Genomic DNA, 16,763 nt, shown 5'->3' on the forward strand with positions numbered 1-16,763 from the left:
AAGAATATCCGGCAAATTTACGGCCGCGCCGCCGGAGCCGGGAGCTTCAACAACAACCGGTCGGTGAAAAAGGCGCCCCGCGGCGGATGACAAGTGATTTCAACGGCAATTTTTTCCAGGCCTGCGTCCTGCCACTTGCGCACGGGCACCTCGGCCTGGCGCGCATCGCCGGGCTGATTAACGAGCTGCCGGGCCAGCAGCACCCGCCCGGTGCCCGGGTCGGTGATGATGACCGACAGGCGGGCCTTGTTCGGGTATTTGCGCAGGGGCAGCGTCACCACGTCGGTGCGCGGGGCGGTGCCGGGCAGAGGCGCGGTGGCAGCGGTGCCGTAGGCGTACCACCACTGGCGCAGGCGGTCGGCGGCCGGGCCGGCATCGGCGCGGGTGGTCACCACCTGGTAGTCGTAGATGCCGGGACCGGGCAGCGTGTCGGCCACGGCGTAGGCGGTTTCAGGGCGGCCGTAGGTGTCGCGGCGCACGGGCACGTAACGCACCTCGGTGCTGCGGTACTGATGAATCTCGCGGCGCATCACCCGGCAGCCGGGCGTGCTGGCCAGCGAATCGGGCACGGTCCAGCGCAGCTCTACGACGCGGCTGGCGGTGGGCAGCAGGCGGGTAGGGTTGGGCGGGAAGTAGCTCACGGGCATGCCGGTGGCGGTCTGGCTCACTTGCAGCGTAAACTGGCAGAAGTCCTTGAGGTAGCCGTCCACGTCGAGCAGGTAGGGCTGGCCGGCGCGCAGCGAATCCAGCGTCACAAACACGTCGTCCTGGGTGCCCAGGGAGGTACAGCTCAGAATGCGGTAGGTGGCCGGCTGGCAGGGCGTGCCCATGAGCACCACCAGCTGCACACCGCGCACGTCGCGGCACTTCTGCCCGCCAATGTTGATGAAATAGCGCCCCGCTGTTTTGGGTGTGAACTCAAACCATTGGTCGTTGTGGTACTCGATGCATTTACCGGTCAGACGCTCATCTACACAGCTGCGCTGCACGGTGCAGCCGGTGGTGCTGGAAGTCACAGTTTCTTCCGGGCGCAGCACGCGCCGGTTTTCGATGTTGTCGTTGGGCGCCTGGGCCGCGGCGGTAGCGAAGAAGCAAACCACCAGCCCCAATGAAAAAAGCACCCGGTTTCCGAAGCGACGTATCGTTTCAGAAACCGGGTGCCGGGGTGCTTGCGGGCGGGCCAACTACTACTGAACCGAAGCCGTGGCGCCTTCCAAATCCTTCTTCACGTATTTGCTGGGGCACTTCAGTAGAATTTGGTCGGCCATGAACACGTCACCCTTCATGGCGCCGGTGATGACCACTTGCTCTGAAGCGTCGAAATCTTGGGGCTTGGGGTTATTGTACACCACGCGCTGGGCAATCTGGGTGCTGTCCACGAGCGTGAAGGCGAAGTAGTTGGGGTCTTTCAGCGGGTCGTATTCCAGGCCCACGGGCTGCTTGCGGGCGTCGCGCGGGAGGCGACCCACCACGTGCACCTTGGTGGTGTTGCCCTCGGCGGCGCGGGCGCGGGCCTCGCCAAAGCCTACGTACATGCTGGCGTCGGCGGTGGTGCTGAGGATGATGGCGGCGGCCACCGCGATGATGGCAATGATAAACAGGCTAGACTTTTTCATTGTGAATCAGCAACAGGTTTGGGACGCGGGTGGTGCCGCGCAATGGCGAAAAAATCAGGAATTAGCTTCTTTTTCCAGTTTACTCACCTTCCGGTCGAGGGAGAACAAATACACCAACAAGCCGGCCACGATGATGACCACCACCGCCACCACCACGTAAATCTTACCGTTCTGGCGTAAGGTATCGGCCATGTCCACGCCGTCGGGCGTGGGGGCCTGGGCTGCCGCCCGTTGGGCGAATTGAAACAACAAAACCAGGAGGGCGCACGCGCGCAAAACGCTATTTTTCATCGTTGCGAATTTTCAGAAATTCCAGCCGGCTGCTGATTTGCGTCAGCCAGAAGGCAAAAAGTACCCAGCCGATGACGGCGGTGTAGAACACGGGCCGCATGGTGCTGTCAAGGTCGTATTGGTTGAAGCCGGGGTTGCCGGTTTGGCCGGGGTGCAGGCTGTTGCCCGACACGCGGGGCAGCACAAACAGCAGCGGAATGGCCGCCGCAAACGCGAAAATGTTGTAGATGGCCGACACCCGCGCCCGCTGCTGCTCGTCGCGGAACGAGCCGCGCAGTATCAGGTAGGCGCCGTAGATGAGCAGGGCCACGGCCGCCCCGTTGAGGCGCGGGTCCTCCTTCACCCACCACGAGCCCCAGGTGAAGCGGGCCCACAGGCTGCCCGTCATCAACCCCAGCACGCCCAGCACAATGCCGCTTTTCACCGCTTCGTGGGCCAGCACGTCGAGCCGTGTCGACGGATTGCGCAGGTACAGAATGGAATACCACACCGACACCATGAGCACCATGAACATGGAAAACCACATCGGCACGTGGAAAAACAGGTTGCGGATGCTCTCGTTCACAATGGGCAGGCGCGGCACCGGAATCAGCAGCCCGGCCACCGAGCCGGCCAGCAGCAGCACCGCCGTCAGCGCCTTCCACAGCATGCCCGGGGTGCGCTGCTCAATCAGCCGCTGGCCGCCCCAGATGCCCCCCACCGTGAAGGCGAGGCCCACAATGCTGCCAATGATTTTTGCGGTCGTCATACTATTCAACTGCTTGCGGCGCGGCTTAGCCCCGCCATAAAAAAGGAAACAACACGTACGAGGCTGCGCCCACTATCATATTGAGCGCCAGCAGCGTCAGCAACGACTGCTGGCTCACGCCGCGGTCCAGCCCGTCCAGCGCGTTCTTGCTCACCTTAATGAGCAGCAGCAGCATGGGCACCATCAGCGGGAAGCCCAGAATGGCCATGAGCGTGGCGCCGTTGCCACCGGCCTTGGCCGCAATGCCCGACACCAGCGTGAGCGTGGTAGCAAAACCCACGGCGCCCAGCAGCAAGTTCAGCACGAACAGCGCCGGGTCCTGAATGGGGTTGCCCAGAAAAACCGTGTAGAGAAACAAGCCGAGTAAGGCCACCGCGGTGAGCAGCAGAGCGTTGTAAATAATTTTGGCCAGAATGACGGCCTGGGGCCGCACCAGTGTGTAGTAATACAGCCGCTGGCCGGGGCTTTCCTGCATAAAGCCCTTGGCCACGGCATTGAGGGCGGCAAAGAGCAAAATGACCCACAGCAGGGCGTTCCAGGCCGGCGGTGGGGGCGTGCCACCGCGCAGGCTGAAGCTCAGGAAGCACACAAACACCGTGCTGCCCACGTAGAGCAGCAGCCCCCCCAGTGCCGCCCGCTGCCGCCATTCCAAGCGGAAGTCTTTGGCTAGCAGGGTGGAAATTTCGCGGAGTAGGGGCACAGTCGAAGGCTACGGTTCGGGCCGCAAAGATACGCCAGACCCGACCCGAATTATTCTCCCACCCGCACTTTTGCCGTGGCCGTTCGGTCTTGCTGGCTCACCGTCAGCACGTAGAGACCCGGCGGCAACTGCCCCGTCGGTACCGTGAGTTGGGCATTGCTGGGCGTGGTTTCGGTGGTGTAAACTGATTGCCCTAACGCATTGCGCAGCGTCAGGCTGGCCGAGGCGCTGGAGGGCAGGCGAATAGTCAGCGCTTCATGTACCGGGTTTGGGTAAGCGGCTAGTTCCAGAACCGCCGCAGCCTGACGTGCCTCCAATACGCTGGTGGCGCGCATAGGCATAAAGTTGAGCAAGCCAAGCGCCGCTTGGTCTACCTGGTGCACGATGTGGCTTTCGGCCACGGCGGCCGAGTTGGTACCCCAGTCGTTGTTCTGGGCCAGCATGTTGTCGGGCATGTTCAGGTAAAAGTCGTATACTTGGCCACCGTTGCCGTTGTTATAGAACTGGTTGAGGCCCACGTTGAGGCTGTCGGCACTGCTCACGTTGCCGAAGCTCATAGTGGGGCCGGGGTTGGTGCTGGTGCTTGAGGTGCGCAGCACCGTCACGCCCCACAGGTTGCCGCGCAGCACGTTGCGGCTGGCAACGCCGGTGAGCGTAGCGTTGCCCTGCAGGTTGATGCCGCTCCCACCGGTATTGGCGTTGGGGTTGATGTTGTTGTTCTCTATAACGTTGCGGGTGATGACCGCCTGAATGCCTGGTCCCTGCAGCACAATGCCATAGCGGTTGTTGGCAATGCGGTTTTGGCGGATGCGCACCACCGTATTGCCAGACACGCCCAGCAAGTTGGACACCGCCACACCGCCAGCCATATTGTATGGCCCCCCGATAACCTGGCAGCGCTCAATCACAATGGGCGTAGCGCCACCAATGCCCAGGTTAATCTGTGGGGTGTTGGCATTCTCGGTGTCGTTGTTCCGAAACAGGCAGTTCTGAATCACCGGCGAGGTATTGCGGTTGGACGGACTCTGGACGCCCGCGCGGGCGTTGGCATAAATGCGGCAATTGAGAATGCGCGGCGCCCCGCCCGACGGGCTGATGGCCCCGCTGTTGGTGGCGGTGCTGCCAATGCGCGCCACTTGGTAGCGCACCACGCAGCTATCCAGCAACAAGTCATTATCAAGAATGCGAATGCCGCCGCCATACTCCACAATGGTTTTGCGCAGCCGCGAGCCCTGGCTGGTGGCCGAAAACGTGAGCCCGCTAAACGGCGCCGTGCTGGCCTGCGCCGTGATTTTCACCGAGTCGCGCGGGTTCACCAGCAGCACGCCATCCACCGTGAGCAGGGCCGCCGCGGCCACGCGCAAGGTGGCGTTGGTGGTGATGGAGAGCGTATCGGTGGGGCTGAGGCGCAGGTTGCCGTTCACGGCGTAGGTGCCCGGGCCGGTGAGCACCACGTTGGAGCCGGTGGCAGCCGCCAGCTGGGCCAGCGTCCAGCGCACGCCGGTGCCGGGCGTCTGGTACTGGGCAAAAGCACTGGAAGCAGCCAGCGTGAGCAGGGCGGAGAGTAGCAGCTTTTTCATAGCGGAAAGGGCTTGGTGGACGACGGGCGAAGAACGGAAGTGCCAGGTTACCGGGCCGATGCAATATACAAAAAGGCTCCTGGCAACGAAGCCAGGAGCCTTTTCAACGCAATGACGAATTAAGCGCTAACAGTTAAAAGTCGTAGCCGAGCGTGAAGTAGAATTTTGGCCCCTTGGTTGTATAGTCTTCTTGGCCCCAGGCCACGTCTACTTTGCCGTAGAAGCCGAGCAAGGTGGTGCGCGCGCCCACGCCGTAGCCAATGAGCAAGGGGTTACGGAAGTTGATAACGGTGGCAGTGAAGTAGTTGCCATTGCCGCCCGCCTTCACGGTGTTGGCCGAGTTGTCGACGCCGAAGGGGTTGGTGCCCGAATAAGCCGTGCCGGCATCGGCGAAGCCCGTGAGCTGCAGGTTGCGGAAGAAGCCCGAGTAGATGGGCCGGTGCGCGAAGTACTGCACAATGGGAATGCGCAGCTCGCTGTTGAACAGCACGTAGCGCGGGCCGCTACGGGCGCTGTAGTTGAAGCCGCGCAGGTTGGTCACGAAGTCCTGGTTCATCACTTGGTCGGCAGCCGAGTAGCCAGGCAGGAAGCGAGCCTGGGTGTAGTCGGCGTTAAGCCAGTCGTCCATGCCGCCGATGCGGAACACCTGGGCACGCGGGCCAAAAAACTGCCCGTAGCTGGCCCGGTTGGCCCACACAATGGAGCGGCTGATTTTCTGATAGTGACGCAGGTCAATCACAAACTTGCTAAAGCTAAGGCCCTTGTCGCCCAGGCTATTCAGGCTCTGCAGGCTGGCTTTCAGGCGCGTGCCCACCACCATGTTCACGCCGGTGTTGATGCTGTTGTCGAACACCAGTTCGCCTTTGTAGCCAATGTAGTTGGTGCTTTGGTCATTGGCCGTCGATACATCGCCCAGCTGCGTGCTTGAGATATTCACAAAGCGCGGCCCGCCGCGCAGGCTCAGGTTGTGGGTGAGGGGGTAGGCAATGGTGGGCGCTACCTCGTGGCGGCCGTAACGGTAGTTATAAGAGCCAATGCCGAAGAAGTAAGCCTGCTTCTGATAGCCCACGCCCCAGTCGTAGCGCTTGGTGAGGTTGGTGTAGCCCACGCGGATGTTGCTAGTGCGCAGGTCGAACAAGCCAAAAATGCTGGCGTCGATGCGCTGGTTTTCCAGCACGTCGGTCAGTGCCGCCTTGAACTGCAGGCCCAAGCCCAGCAGCGGGTCCACGTACAGCGCCGTCGACACGTTGTCGGCCATGAAGCGCGTGTCGTACCGGAAGGGGCCCGTCAGCGGATTATCCACCTGGGACTGCGCGGTAGCGGCCGCAGCCGTCGAAGCAGCGGTGGGCGTGAGGCGCCGGCGCTTGGCGGCCGCGGCCTGGGCCGGCTCGTCTTCCTCAAATTGATAGTCGCTGGTGTTCACCTGGCCGGTCGATTTCCCCTTGGCTGGGGCATTGGCGGGCGCACTGGCGGAATCGGCCGCCGCCGCTGCCACCGACGATGGCGAAGGTGTAGGCACCGGCGCTGGCTTGGGTGGCGTCACGGTGCGCGGCGGAGCCGAACGGTCCTCCAGCGTTTGCTGGCGGGTGGTTTTGGTGAGGGGCAGGGCCGTGGGCGGCAGCGCGTACTCGGGGTAGAGATAGAGGATGTCGCGCGCCTGCGCCGGCGCCACAAACACCAGTGCCTTGGTGGTGGCGCTGTAGTCAAAATCCTGCGTGTTGGGCAGCCAACTGGTGAGAATGCCGCGCTGCTTGGTTTTGAGCGAGTAGCGGTAGATGGCCCGCACGCCGCTTTCCTCGCCCAGGTACAGAATCTCGTCGTCGGAAATGGCGCGCGGGCGCGTCTCGTTCGAAATGGTGCTCACCAGCGTCTCCACCGGAATGGCGCGGCCGTCGAGGTGGTACTCAAACAGGTCGTAGTTGTTCACCACATTCTGGAAAGTGGCCGGTCGGGCACGCCCCGCCGAGTCGAGGTAGCGGTTTGAGCTGAACACGATGCCCTGCCCGTTAGGCAAGAACACCGGCTGCACGTCGTCGAACAAGTCGTTGGTGAGCTGCTCGGCCTGCCGGCTACCGGCGCGCAGCACATAAATGTCGTTTTGCCCGTTGCACACAGCGCTAAAAGCCAGTGCCTTGCCATCGGGCGAGTAGCTCATGCTCAGCACTTGGTCGTAGGGCTCGAACAAAGAAGCGGGCCGCGAGAAGCGAATGGATTCGGCCACGCGGCGCACCAGGCCGCGGCCGTCGGCGTCGCGCAGACGCAGGGTCATTTTGCCCCGGCTCATTTCGGCCACGGCCACTTGCGCGTTGCCACGCCAGGCTATCACTGGCAGACGGGTTTCAATTTGCTGGTCGGGAGTTTTGTAGCCGCCGCGGCTCAGGGTGCGGCGGTGTGAGCCGTCGCGGTTCATCACTACTACGCGGTAGCGGCCCTGCTCATTCTGGGCGTAAGCCACCAGCTGGCCGTTGGGGCTCACCACGGGCTGCGAAAACACGTCGGCGTGGCGGTTGCGGCCGCCCAGCCGAAACTTCTTGTCGGGCTCGGTCAGCGAGGCCACGGCCGCGCCGTTCTGCTCGCGGTAGTACGCCAGCCAGTCTTTCAGAAAAACCTTAAACGGCACGTTCAGCGAGGAGCTGATGCCCACCTCAATATCGCGCGTGATGCGCGTCAGGTTCAGAATGTTCTGAATGGTGGTGTAGCCGTAGCGCTCAGCCACATAGTTCCAGATGCTCTGGCCGGCCAGCGTGGAGTTGCGCAGGAAAAACGGTGCCGTGCGGTTGCCGGTGGGGTACTGCTTCACCATGTCGCGCATGTAGCCGTCCATGTCCACGCTCCAGCCCTCGGCCGCATAGGCCGACGCTCCGCCGATAAACCAGTCGGGCAACTGGAGCAGGTAGCTGCTTTGCAGCACTTCCTTCAGCGAGCCGCCGTACATCATGTCGTTGAGCAGCACCTGAGTTATCTGGGTGCTCAGCTTGCGCTTGAACTCGGTTTCCTGGCCTTCGAAGGCAATCTGCACCTTGCTCATGCGGGCCAGCGGGGTTTCACCGCCGTTCACCTGCTGCAGGGTGGCCGTGAGGCCGATGTTGCTCTGCCGCAGGTCGCCCACCGAGTTATAGAACAGCAGCGTGGATTTCGAATAGGGATAGTAGCCAATGAGCGCCGTGATGCGCTGCAGCTCCTTCTCGGCGTACTCGGCGGCGCGGCGGGCACTGGCCTCGCCGCCTGCGTAGTACATCACGTTGAAGTTCTGGGTGCTGAGCTGCTGCCAGTTGAACTGCTTGTACTGGATGCGCACCCGCCCGAACGGTTCCTGCGCCGTCTGGGCCCGGGCCGCGGGGCTGTAAAGCAACGGCAGCAGCAGTGCCAGAGCTCCCAGCGTGCGCTTGGCGGATAATGGAATGGTCATAGAGAAGGCAACGAACAAGAGCGGATTTTAGTCCGCGGTAACGCATAGAAGTTGGCGAAGCCGGCGAAAGGTTCCGCCCCGGGAGCCAGTGGGCGCGGCCCGTTGAAGTAAAGGCATTTAGCCCGAAAATGTTCCACTGCCGCGCCGGGAATATCGGGACTCTTTCCCTGCGCTCCAATAGTACTCAAATTACGCCAACCGGCCGCAGGGCGTTGTAGCGCTGCAGGCTGGCGTCGGGCCATATTTCGGCGCGGCCTTCCAGGCAGTCGGCCAACAGCGTGGCCAGCCGCGGGGCCAGCATCACGCCCTTCGAGCCATAGCCGCCGCAAAAGCTCAGGGCCGGCACGGCAGGGTGGGGGCCCAGCAGGGGCCGGCGGTCGCGCACGGCGGGTCGCACCCCCGCCCGTTGCCCCAGCACCGCAAACGGCAAGTCGGTAATCACGCTCAGGCGCGCCGCCAGTTCCTCGCGCCCTACCGCCGTGATGCCCTCGCTGAACGGCGGCCACCGATAAGTAGCGCCCACCCGGAACTGCCCCGCGCCCAACGGCACCACGTAGGCGCCGCGGTTGAGCACCTGCGCGTCGCTCAGCCCCAGGCATTCCACGTCCAGCACCTCGCCCTGGTTAGGAGTGAGCGGCAGCCAGTCGAAATACGGGTTGCGCGCCGTCGCCGCGCCCTCGCAGCAAATGACGTGACGGGCGCGCACCTGCCCGGCATAGCTGGCGCCGTCGGCACCGATTTTCAGCTGCGTCCAGTCGAAGGCCTTGGCTCGCAGCCAGCCGGCGTTGTGGCCTTCGGTGGCCAGGGTGGCCAGCAATTCCCGCACGGCCACGTGGCCCCCACCGCGCAGCCAGGCCCCGCCGAATGGTGCGTGCACGCCGGGCAGGTTGGGGTCGGTGGTCGTCAGCTCGGCCACGAATTCGCCCCAAGGGCGGTCGGCGCTGCGGGCCAGCACGGCGTTTTGCTCTTCGAGCGAGTTGAAAAGCTTGAAAATGGGCGTTTCGTAGAAGAAAGTCTGGCCGTATCGTTGTGCCAGCTCGCGGTAGAAGGCGCCCGCGAAGGGCAGCAGCTCGGCCGCGCGCCAGGAGAGGGCAAAGCGCTTGCCCGCCACCGGGTTCATGAGCCCGGCTGCTACGTTGGAGGCGGAGTTGGCTTGGCCGGGGTCGAACACCAGCACGCGGTGGCCGCGCTCGCGCAGCACATACGCCAAGGTGGCGCCCGCAATGCCGTGGCCCACTACCAGAAAATCATAGTCCGTCATGGCTGGCAAGGTAAGGACGCTTCGCTTAATGAGGTGTCAGGTGTTCGGTGTTGGGTTTTAGGTATTGGATGTACATGAATGAACAACATCTTCCCAACACCGAATACTGAATGCCGAACACCAAATACCGAACACCCAATACCTAAAACCCGACACCCAACGCCCTTTCCCCATCGCGTCGTACCTTTCCGCATTGCTTCGAAACCCCTGCATTGTATGACTGTTGCCGGCTTTGCCTTCAATCCATTCTCCGAAAATACCTATCTGCTGATTGACTACGCCACCCGGCAGTGCGCCATCGTGGACGCCGGCTGCTACACCGCTGCCGAGCAACAAGCGCTGCGCAGCTATATCGAAACCAATCAGTTGCAGGTCAGCCTGCTGCTCAATACCCATTCCCATATCGACCACGTGCTGGGCGCGCAGTTCGTGCTCGACACCTGGCCCGGCACCCCGTTCCTGGTGCATCGCCTCGACCTGCCCACTCTGCGCGCCGTGCCCACCTACGCTTCCAACTACGGCTTCCCGCAGTACCAGCCTGCCGAGCCCACCGGCGAACTGGTGGCCGGCCAGCCCGTGCGCTTCGGCGAAACCGAGCTCGAAGTGCGCTTCACGCCGGGCCATGCACCGGGCCATGTGGTGTTTTACCACGCACCCACGGCCACCGTCATCGGCGGCGACGTGCTGTTTCAGCGCAGCATCGGGCGCACCGACCTGCCCGGCGGCAACCACGCTGAACTGATTCACAGCATCAAAACCGAGCTGTTCACCCTGCCCGACGACACGGTGGTGTACCCCGGCCACGGCCCCGCCACCACCATCGGCGACGAGCGCCGTCACAACCCGTTTCTCATTTAACAATTAACATTTATCATTTAACAATCCACCAAGGGGCCATTTCCGCCTCGTGGGTCGGGTTGAAGAAGATGAGTGGAGATGCGTGATTGTTAAATGTTAATTGATAATTGTTAAATGAAAAGACACCTGCCCAACGCCATTACCTGCCTCAACCTATTGTGCGGCTGCCTGGCGCTGACTTATATCTTCTCAGGCGACTTGGCCACGGGCGCCTGGTTTGTGGCCGCCGCCGCCGCCGCCGATTTTGCCGACGGGCTGGTGGCCCGGGCCCTGCGTGTGTCCTCAGCCATCGGCAAAGACCTGGACTCGCTGGCCGACATGGTGTCGTTTGGGGTGGTGCCGGGCGCCATTCTGTTTCACTTGCTGGGGATGGCAACCGGCCCCTTGCGGGAAACTTCAATAGCTGGCATGCCCATGGTTGCCGGAATAGTAAAAGCTGCCCATCCACCCCTGGTAGCATATGTAGGCTTTCTGGTCAGCATCTTCTCGGCCTTGCGCTTGGCCAAGTTCAACAACGACACCCGCCAAACCACTTCTTTTATCGGCCTGCCTACGCCGGCCTGTACGCTGGTGGTGGCCTCGCTGCCGCTCATTCTGGCCTACGACCAATTTGGGCTGCGCGACGTGGTGCTAAATCCGCTGGTGCTGCTGGGCCTCACGGTGCTGCTCTCGGGCCTGTTGGTGGCCGAACTGCCGCTGTTTGCGCTGAAGTTTAAAACCCTGCGCTGGGCCGATAATCGGCGCCGGTTTATTTTTCTGTTGCTGGCGGCAGGATTATTGCTAGCGCTGCGAGCCGCCGCCGTGCCCTTGGTGGTGCTGCTTTACGTGCTGCTCTCGGTGCCGAAGACGGCAGCCCGCAGCGGTTCGTGACGGCCCGTGCAATAAATAGACTATTTGATTGTTATGATAGCACTGTCGGGTGAACCTGAAGCCCGGCCGTGCTGTTGCCGGGCGAGGGAGGCGGCAGGACGTCAGGCAGGTATTTTAATGTAGTGTGTATGCGTCTTTTTTTTCTCTTCGTTGCAGTAGCGGGAATGATGGTAGGGGCGGTGGCTCCGGCGCGGGCTCAGTCGGGCGCGCTTGTCACCACGCACGGTACCATTCGCTGGGGGGGCTACACCGAGGTGCCGAGCCTCCGGGCCCGCAAGCAGAGGGTGCCCACTTTCAGCGAAGCCAAGCATGGCATGGACGAACAGGTGGGCTGGTACACGTTGCGCCTGGCGGGCGGCGCCGTGAGCCAGGGCGAACTAACAAACCTGGTATACGAGCCCTTCTCGGCTGACGACGCCAAGATGTTCGACGCCAGCCGACTGCCCGCCGGCCCTGACCCGCGCCTGAGCACCGGCACCGAAATGAAGCGCCCCGTGACGCGCCTGAGCCTGCGCCCCGTCCGCCGCAGCCCCCAAACCGGTCAGCCCGAACGCCTCGTGTCGTTCGATTACCAGTACGCGCCCGACAACAAAACCGTAGCGGCTCGCAGCACTGGTTTTCACAACTACGCCAGCAGCTCGGTGCTGCAAACCGGCGACTGGTACAAGATGGGCGTGGGCGAAAGTGGCATTTACAAGCTCGACAAAGCAGCGCTGGCCGACATGGGCCTGAATACGCAAACGCTCAACCCTAGAAACCTGCACATCTACGGCAACGCCATGGGCATTTTGCCCCAGCCCAGCTCGGTGCGGCGCCCCGATGACCTAGAGGAGAATAATATTATGTTCGTAGGCGACGGAAGCTCTACCCTCGACGACGGCGAATACTTCCTCTTTTACTCGCCCGGCCCCCACACCTGGGAGGCGCAAGGCGGCGTGTTTCGGCACCGCAACAACATCTACACCGACACGGCCTACTACTTCGTGACGGTCAACAACGCGCCCGGTCGGCGTGTGGCGCCGGCCCCGGCGGCGGCTGGGGCCATGCCTGCCAGCATCACCACCTTCACCTACCGCGACTTCGTTGAGCACGACTTGGTCAACCTGTTGCACTCGGGACGCACTTGGTTGGGCGAGGGCTTCCGGCCCGGCGGCCAGGCTCAGGCATTTTCGTTTAGCAACATTCCCGATTTGGTGGCCAATGTGCCGGTGAAGGTCACGAGCTCCCTGGTTGCTAGTAGCCTGTCGGCCAGTACGTTTCAGCTCACGCTAAACGGGGCGGCGCTGGGTACGGAAACAATACAAGAAATAAGCACGCAGGCTTTCACGCCAATTGCCAAGCAGGCCGTCACCACCCGGCAGCTCGCCTTGTCCAATCCGGGCACGGAGCTGCGGGTGGGGCTCACTTACAACAGCAACGACGGCAGTGCCAACGGCTACCTCGATTACCTGGAAATCAACGCCCAGCGCAACCTCCGCCTCAGCGATGCCCAACTGGAGTTTCGCTCGCTGAGCAACATCGGCCCGAACGCCCTCAACCAGTACATGCTGGCCAACAGCACCGGGGCGGTGGTGTGGGACGTAACCAATCCCCGTCGGCCCGCTTCCTATGTGCTGAACGGGGGCAGCTTCGTGGCTCCGGCCGATACCCTGCGTGAATTTGTGGCTTTCCTGCCCAACGGCAACCTGACGAAGAAACCCCGCAAGTTTGGCCGCGTGCCCAACCAGAACCTGCACGCCCTCGCATCGGCTGATTTGATTATCGTGACCTACCCGACGTTTCTGGGCCAGGCACAGCGGCTGGCCGACCACCGCCGCACCCACGACAACCTGCAGGCCGTGGTGGTGACCACCGCCCAGATTTACAACGAGTATGGTTCGGGCGGGCAGGACGTGACGGCCATTCGTGACTTCGTGAAGCAGATTTACGACCGTTCGCCGGCGGGCAAGCAGATGGAGCTGCTGCTGTTCGGCGACGCGTCGTACGACTACAAGTCGGACCCTTACAACCCGGATAAAACCGATGGCGTGTGGCCCGCTTGGTGGCGAAACCGGGTGCCGTTCCGCAACGATGCCGACTTTGACAAGTTCAACCAGAACTACGTGCCCACTTACGAGTCGCGCGAGTCGTTTGCGCCGTTCTACGGCGGGGTGAGCTACGCTTCCGACGACTTCTACGTGCTGCTCGACGACAACGAAGGCGAATGGCCGGAAGGCAACAGCAGTGAACTGCTGGATATGGGGGTGGGCCGCTTGCCCGTGCGCCAGCCCAAAAATCAGCTGGCCGACGTGACCCAGGCCCGCGAAATGGTCGACAAGCTTATTTCCTACGATTCGCCGCAAGGGTACGGCAAGTGGCGTAACCGCATCACGCTGGTGTCCGACGACGGCGAGGGCGACCTGTTTGTGAGCAGGGGCTCGGAAATTGTGGCCAACGGCATCCAACGCAATTACCCGGTTTACAACGTGCACAAGGTGTATCTGGACCTGTACCCGCAGGTGGCCTTGTCGGCGGGCCAACGCTCGCCCAACTGCGAGCGCGCCATCAACCAATCGGTGGAGCAGGGGTCGTTGATTGTGAACTACCTGGGCCACGGTGGCCCCAAGGGCTGGGCCGATGAGCAGATTCTGACCGATGCCTCAGTAATGCTCCTGCGCAACCCCAACAACTTCACCTTCTTCACCACCGGCACCTGCGACTTTAGCTATTTCGACAACCCGGACTTTACGTCGGCCGGCGAGAAGGCCCTGACCGACAACCCCACGGGCGGTGCCATTGGCTTGTTCACAACCACCCGCGTGGTCGACGCCGGCCAGAACGCCACCTTGAACGAAGCTTATTTCAACCGTGTGCTGCAGCCCATCAACGGCAAGATGCCGCGGATTGGCACCATCGTGATGATGAGCAAGAATGACCACCACGGAGTGGGCCCGGCATACGACCTCAACGACCGTAATTACACCCTGCTGGCCGACCCCAGCATGACGCTGGCCTACCCCGAGCAGACGGTGGTGCTCGACAGCGTGCGGCAACGGGTGCGGGGCCAGTGGCAGTCTGCCGATACGCTGCAGGCCCTGGCCCGCGTGCGGGTGCATGGCAAGGTGCTGAACGGCGGCGCGTTGAGCACAAACTTCACGGGCCAGGCGCAGGTCACCATTTACGACAAGCCTGGCACGGTGATGACCCTGGGCGACGAAATCAACGGTCCGTATGGTGCGGCCGACGGACCAAAGCCGATAGTGGTGCAGGAAAGCGTGATTTACGGCGGCCTGGCCAACGTGGTGAACGGCGAGTTCAACCTGACGTTTGTGGTGCCGAAAGACATCAACTACAACGTGGGCCTTGGCAAGGCCAGCCTCTACGCCTACGACCCCGCGCGCCGCACCGATGCCCATGGTTACCAGCTGAAACTGGTGGGCGGCGCCGATAGCAGCGCGCCCGCCGACGATACCCCGCCGGAAATCCGGCTCTTCATGGACGATGAGTCCTTTGCCTTCGGCGGTCTGACGGCGCCCAACACCACGCTGCTGGCCTTTCTCACCGACGACAACGGCATCAACACCACGGGCGCCGGCATTGGCCACGACATCACGGCCACCATCGACAACGACGTGAACAAGCAGCTGGTGCTGAATGAGAGCTATGTGTCGAGCCTAGGCGACTTCCGTTCGGGCAAAGTCACCAATCTGTTCAGGGGACTGGCCACCGGGCCGCACTCGCTGCGCCTCAAGGCCTGGGATACGTACAACAACTCGGCCGAGAAAGAAATCCAGTTTGTGGTGGCCACCAACGAGAAGCTGGCCCTCGACCACGTACTGAACTACCCCAATCCGTTTGCCAACGGCACCACGTTTATGTTCGACCACAACCAGGCGGGCGCCGAAGGGGGAATGCTTGACGTGCAAGTGCAGATTTTCACGGTGGCCGGCCGGCTGGTGCGCACGCTCACGGCGTCGGTGCCCAGCACCAAAGCGCACCAGGACGGCATTAGCTGGAACGGCCGCGACGATTTCGACGACCAACTGGCCCGTGGCGTGTACGTTTACCGCCTCAGCGTGCGTTCGGCTACTAACGGTACGGCGTCGAAATTTGAAAAGCTCGTCATCCTCAATTAATATAATCCGCTTTTATTTGCGCCCGGGCCGCGCATGGCCTTTTCTCCCACCAGTATGCAGTCACTCGTTTCCCGTTCGCGCATGGCGCTGGTTGCCGGCTTGCTGGCTTCGGCCGGCACGGCCCACGCCCAGCTCGACCCCCACGCCATCACCACGGCCGTGCCCATTCTCACCCTCAGCCCCGACGCCCGCGCCTCGGGCATGGGCGAGGCCGGCGTGGCCACTTCGCCCGATGCCAACTCGGCCTACTTCAACCCGGGCAAGCTGGGCTTTCAAAAGTATAAGTACGGGGCGTCGCTGTCGTACTCGCCCTGGCTGCGCAACATCACCGACGATATGAGCTTGTCGTACCTCTCGGGCTACGGCAAGGTGGGCCAGCGCTCGGCCTTCGGGGCCTCGCTGATGTACTTCGACCTGGGCAACATCGACTACCGCGACGGCCAGAACCTGCCCAACGGCAACTTCAACCCCAAAGAGTACGCCCTGACGGTGTCGTACGGCCTGCAGCTGACCGACAACTTTGGGGTGGGCGCATCGGCGCGCTACATCCGCTCCAACCTTATCGGGGCCATTGGCAGCAGCGATGCCAAGCCGGGGCAATCGGTGGCCGTGGACCTGGGCGCTTACTATGCCAAGGACGTGACCATTGGCTCGGGCCTGTACAATCTGGCCTTCGGGGGCACGATTTCGAACATCGGCAACAAGATGACTTACTCGGACCCCCAGAATCCGAGCTTTCTGCCCACGCAACTGAAGCTGGGCACGGCCATCACGCGCGAAATCGACCAGTACAATAAGATTACGCTGGCTTTTGATGCGACCAAGCTGCTGGTGCCGTCGCCATACTACGAAGACGGCGTGAGCCGGAACGACCCGCGCATCAAGGCTATCAATGCGGAGCGCAACAACCAGGCAATCATCGGGGCGCTGTTCTCATCGTTTAGCGACGCTCGGGGCGGCTTTAAGGAAGAGCTGCGCGAAATCAACCTCTCGACCGGCCTCGAATACAACTACAACGACCTGCTGTATGCGCGCGGCGGCTACTTTTATGAAGCGCCCGACAAAGGCGACCGCCAATACCTGAGCCTGGGCCTGGGCGTGCGCTACCAGGTATTTGGCATAGATGGTACCTACCTGGTGCCCACCGGCAACAACTCGCAAAACAACCCCCTGGCCCAAACCATTCGGGTGTCGTTGCACTTCAACCTCAATAAGCTGGCTGAGGCCTTCGACGAAAACGGCGCTGGCGGCACCAGCGGCGACGCTCCGTCCAACTAAACTTCTGGGGTGGCCAACCACTTTTAAACGTCATGCT

At 62.3% G+C, this 16,763-nt stretch carries 12 protein-coding genes; 4 read left to right on the forward strand and 8 right to left on the reverse strand.

All coding sequences use genetic code 11. The annotated features are described in order from the left end of the window. Positions 1–17 precede the first annotated feature (17 nt). The 8 genes from MTP16_RS09740 to MTP16_RS09775 form a co-directional block, all read right to left on the reverse strand. Complete coding sequence (locus MTP16_RS09740) at positions 18–1,100, reverse strand: hypothetical protein (protein ID WP_243518972.1); 1,083 nt, start codon at positions 1,098–1,100, stop codon at positions 18–20. 87 nt (positions 1,101–1,187) lie between these two features. Next, complete coding sequence (locus MTP16_RS09745) at positions 1,188–1,616, reverse strand: cytochrome c maturation protein CcmE domain-containing protein (RefSeq protein ID WP_243518975.1); 429 nt, start codon at positions 1,614–1,616, stop codon at positions 1,188–1,190. 54 nt (positions 1,617–1,670) lie between these two features. Beyond that, a complete protein-coding gene (locus MTP16_RS09750; protein WP_243518978.1) occupies positions 1,671–1,865 on the reverse strand; it encodes a CcmD family protein in 195 nt (64 codons plus the stop codon). A gap of 31 nt (positions 1,866–1,896) precedes the next feature. Then, the gene (gene ccsA / locus MTP16_RS09755; protein WP_317244100.1) at positions 1,897–2,655 is read right to left on the reverse strand and encodes a cytochrome c biogenesis protein CcsA; all 759 of its coding nucleotides are present in this window, start codon (positions 2,653–2,655) and stop codon (positions 1,897–1,899) included. Between the two features lie 25 nt (positions 2,656–2,680). Then, on the reverse strand, positions 2,681–3,355 hold the full coding sequence (locus MTP16_RS09760) for a heme exporter protein CcmB (protein WP_243518981.1): 675 nt from the start codon (positions 3,353–3,355) through the stop codon (positions 2,681–2,683). Between the two features lie 50 nt (positions 3,356–3,405). Continuing rightward, positions 3,406–4,935, reverse strand: coding sequence for a T9SS type A sorting domain-containing protein (locus MTP16_RS09765; protein WP_243518983.1), 1,530 nt, complete (start codon positions 4,933–4,935; stop codon positions 3,406–3,408). Between the two features lie 133 nt (positions 4,936–5,068). Then, positions 5,069–8,344 (reverse strand): hypothetical protein, encoded by a 3,276-nt coding sequence (locus tag MTP16_RS09770; protein WP_243518985.1) that lies wholly within the window; start codon positions 8,342–8,344, stop codon positions 5,069–5,071. 184 nt (positions 8,345–8,528) lie between these two features. After that, on the reverse strand, positions 8,529–9,605 hold the full coding sequence (locus MTP16_RS09775) for an NAD(P)/FAD-dependent oxidoreductase (RefSeq protein ID WP_243518988.1): 1,077 nt from the start codon (positions 9,603–9,605) through the stop codon (positions 8,529–8,531). A 216-nt stretch (positions 9,606–9,821) separates the two neighbouring features. Here MTP16_RS09775 and MTP16_RS09780 point away from each other — a divergent pair, with 216 nt between their 5' ends. The 4 genes from MTP16_RS09780 (at position 9,822) to porV (ending at position 16,726) form a co-directional block, all read left to right on the forward strand. Further along, positions 9,822–10,463 carry an MBL fold metallo-hydrolase gene (locus MTP16_RS09780; RefSeq protein WP_243518996.1) on the forward strand — a complete coding sequence of 214 codons (642 nt, stop codon included), beginning with the start codon at positions 9,822–9,824 and terminating at the stop codon, positions 10,461–10,463. A 114-nt stretch (positions 10,464–10,577) separates the two neighbouring features. Next, the gene (locus tag MTP16_RS09785) at positions 10,578–11,333 is read left to right on the forward strand and encodes a CDP-alcohol phosphatidyltransferase family protein (protein ID WP_243518999.1); all 756 of its coding nucleotides are present in this window, start codon (positions 10,578–10,580) and stop codon (positions 11,331–11,333) included. A 128-nt stretch (positions 11,334–11,461) separates the two neighbouring features. Next, positions 11,462–15,448 carry a type IX secretion system sortase PorU gene (porU, locus tag MTP16_RS09790; RefSeq protein ID WP_243519002.1) on the forward strand — a complete coding sequence of 1,329 codons (3,987 nt, stop codon included), beginning with the start codon at positions 11,462–11,464 and terminating at the stop codon, positions 15,446–15,448. Between the two features lie 54 nt (positions 15,449–15,502). Beyond that, positions 15,503–16,726, forward strand: a complete 1,224-nt coding sequence (gene porV / locus MTP16_RS09795; protein ID WP_243519004.1) for a type IX secretion system outer membrane channel protein PorV — start codon at positions 15,503–15,505, stop codon at positions 16,724–16,726. The last annotated feature ends 37 nt before the right edge of the window (positions 16,727–16,763 follow it).

Source organism: Hymenobacter monticola (assembly GCF_022811645.1).
Lineage (GTDB): Bacteria > Bacteroidota > Bacteroidia > Cytophagales > Hymenobacteraceae > Hymenobacter > Hymenobacter monticola.

Bases quoted from the DNA above. Each gene is read 5' to 3' on its own strand.
- MTP16_RS09745 (WP_243518975.1), bottom strand. From the start codon at position 1,616: ATGAAAAAGTCTAGCCTGTTTATCATTGCCATCATCGCGGTGGCCGCC.
- ccsA (WP_317244100.1), bottom strand. From the start codon at position 2,655: ATGACGACCGCAAAAATCATTGGCAGCATTGTGGGCCTCGCCTTCACG.
- MTP16_RS09765 (WP_243518983.1), bottom strand. From the start codon at position 4,935: ATGAAAAAGCTGCTACTCTCCGCCCTGCTCACGCTGGCTGCTTCCAGT.
- MTP16_RS09770 (WP_243518985.1), bottom strand. From the start codon at position 8,344: ATGACCATTCCATTATCCGCCAAGCGCACGCTGGGAGCTCTGGCACTG.
- MTP16_RS09775 (WP_243518988.1), bottom strand. From the start codon at position 9,605: ATGACGGACTATGATTTTCTGGTAGTGGGCCACGGCATTGCGGGCGCC.
- MTP16_RS09780 (WP_243518996.1), top strand. From the start codon at position 9,822: ATGACTGTTGCCGGCTTTGCCTTCAATCCATTCTCCGAAAATACCTAT.
- MTP16_RS09785 (WP_243518999.1), top strand. From the start codon at position 10,578: ATGAAAAGACACCTGCCCAACGCCATTACCTGCCTCAACCTATTGTGC.
- porU (WP_243519002.1), top strand. From the start codon at position 11,462: ATGCGTCTTTTTTTTCTCTTCGTTGCAGTAGCGGGAATGATGGTAGGG.
- porV (WP_243519004.1), top strand. From the start codon at position 15,503: ATGCAGTCACTCGTTTCCCGTTCGCGCATGGCGCTGGTTGCCGGCTTG.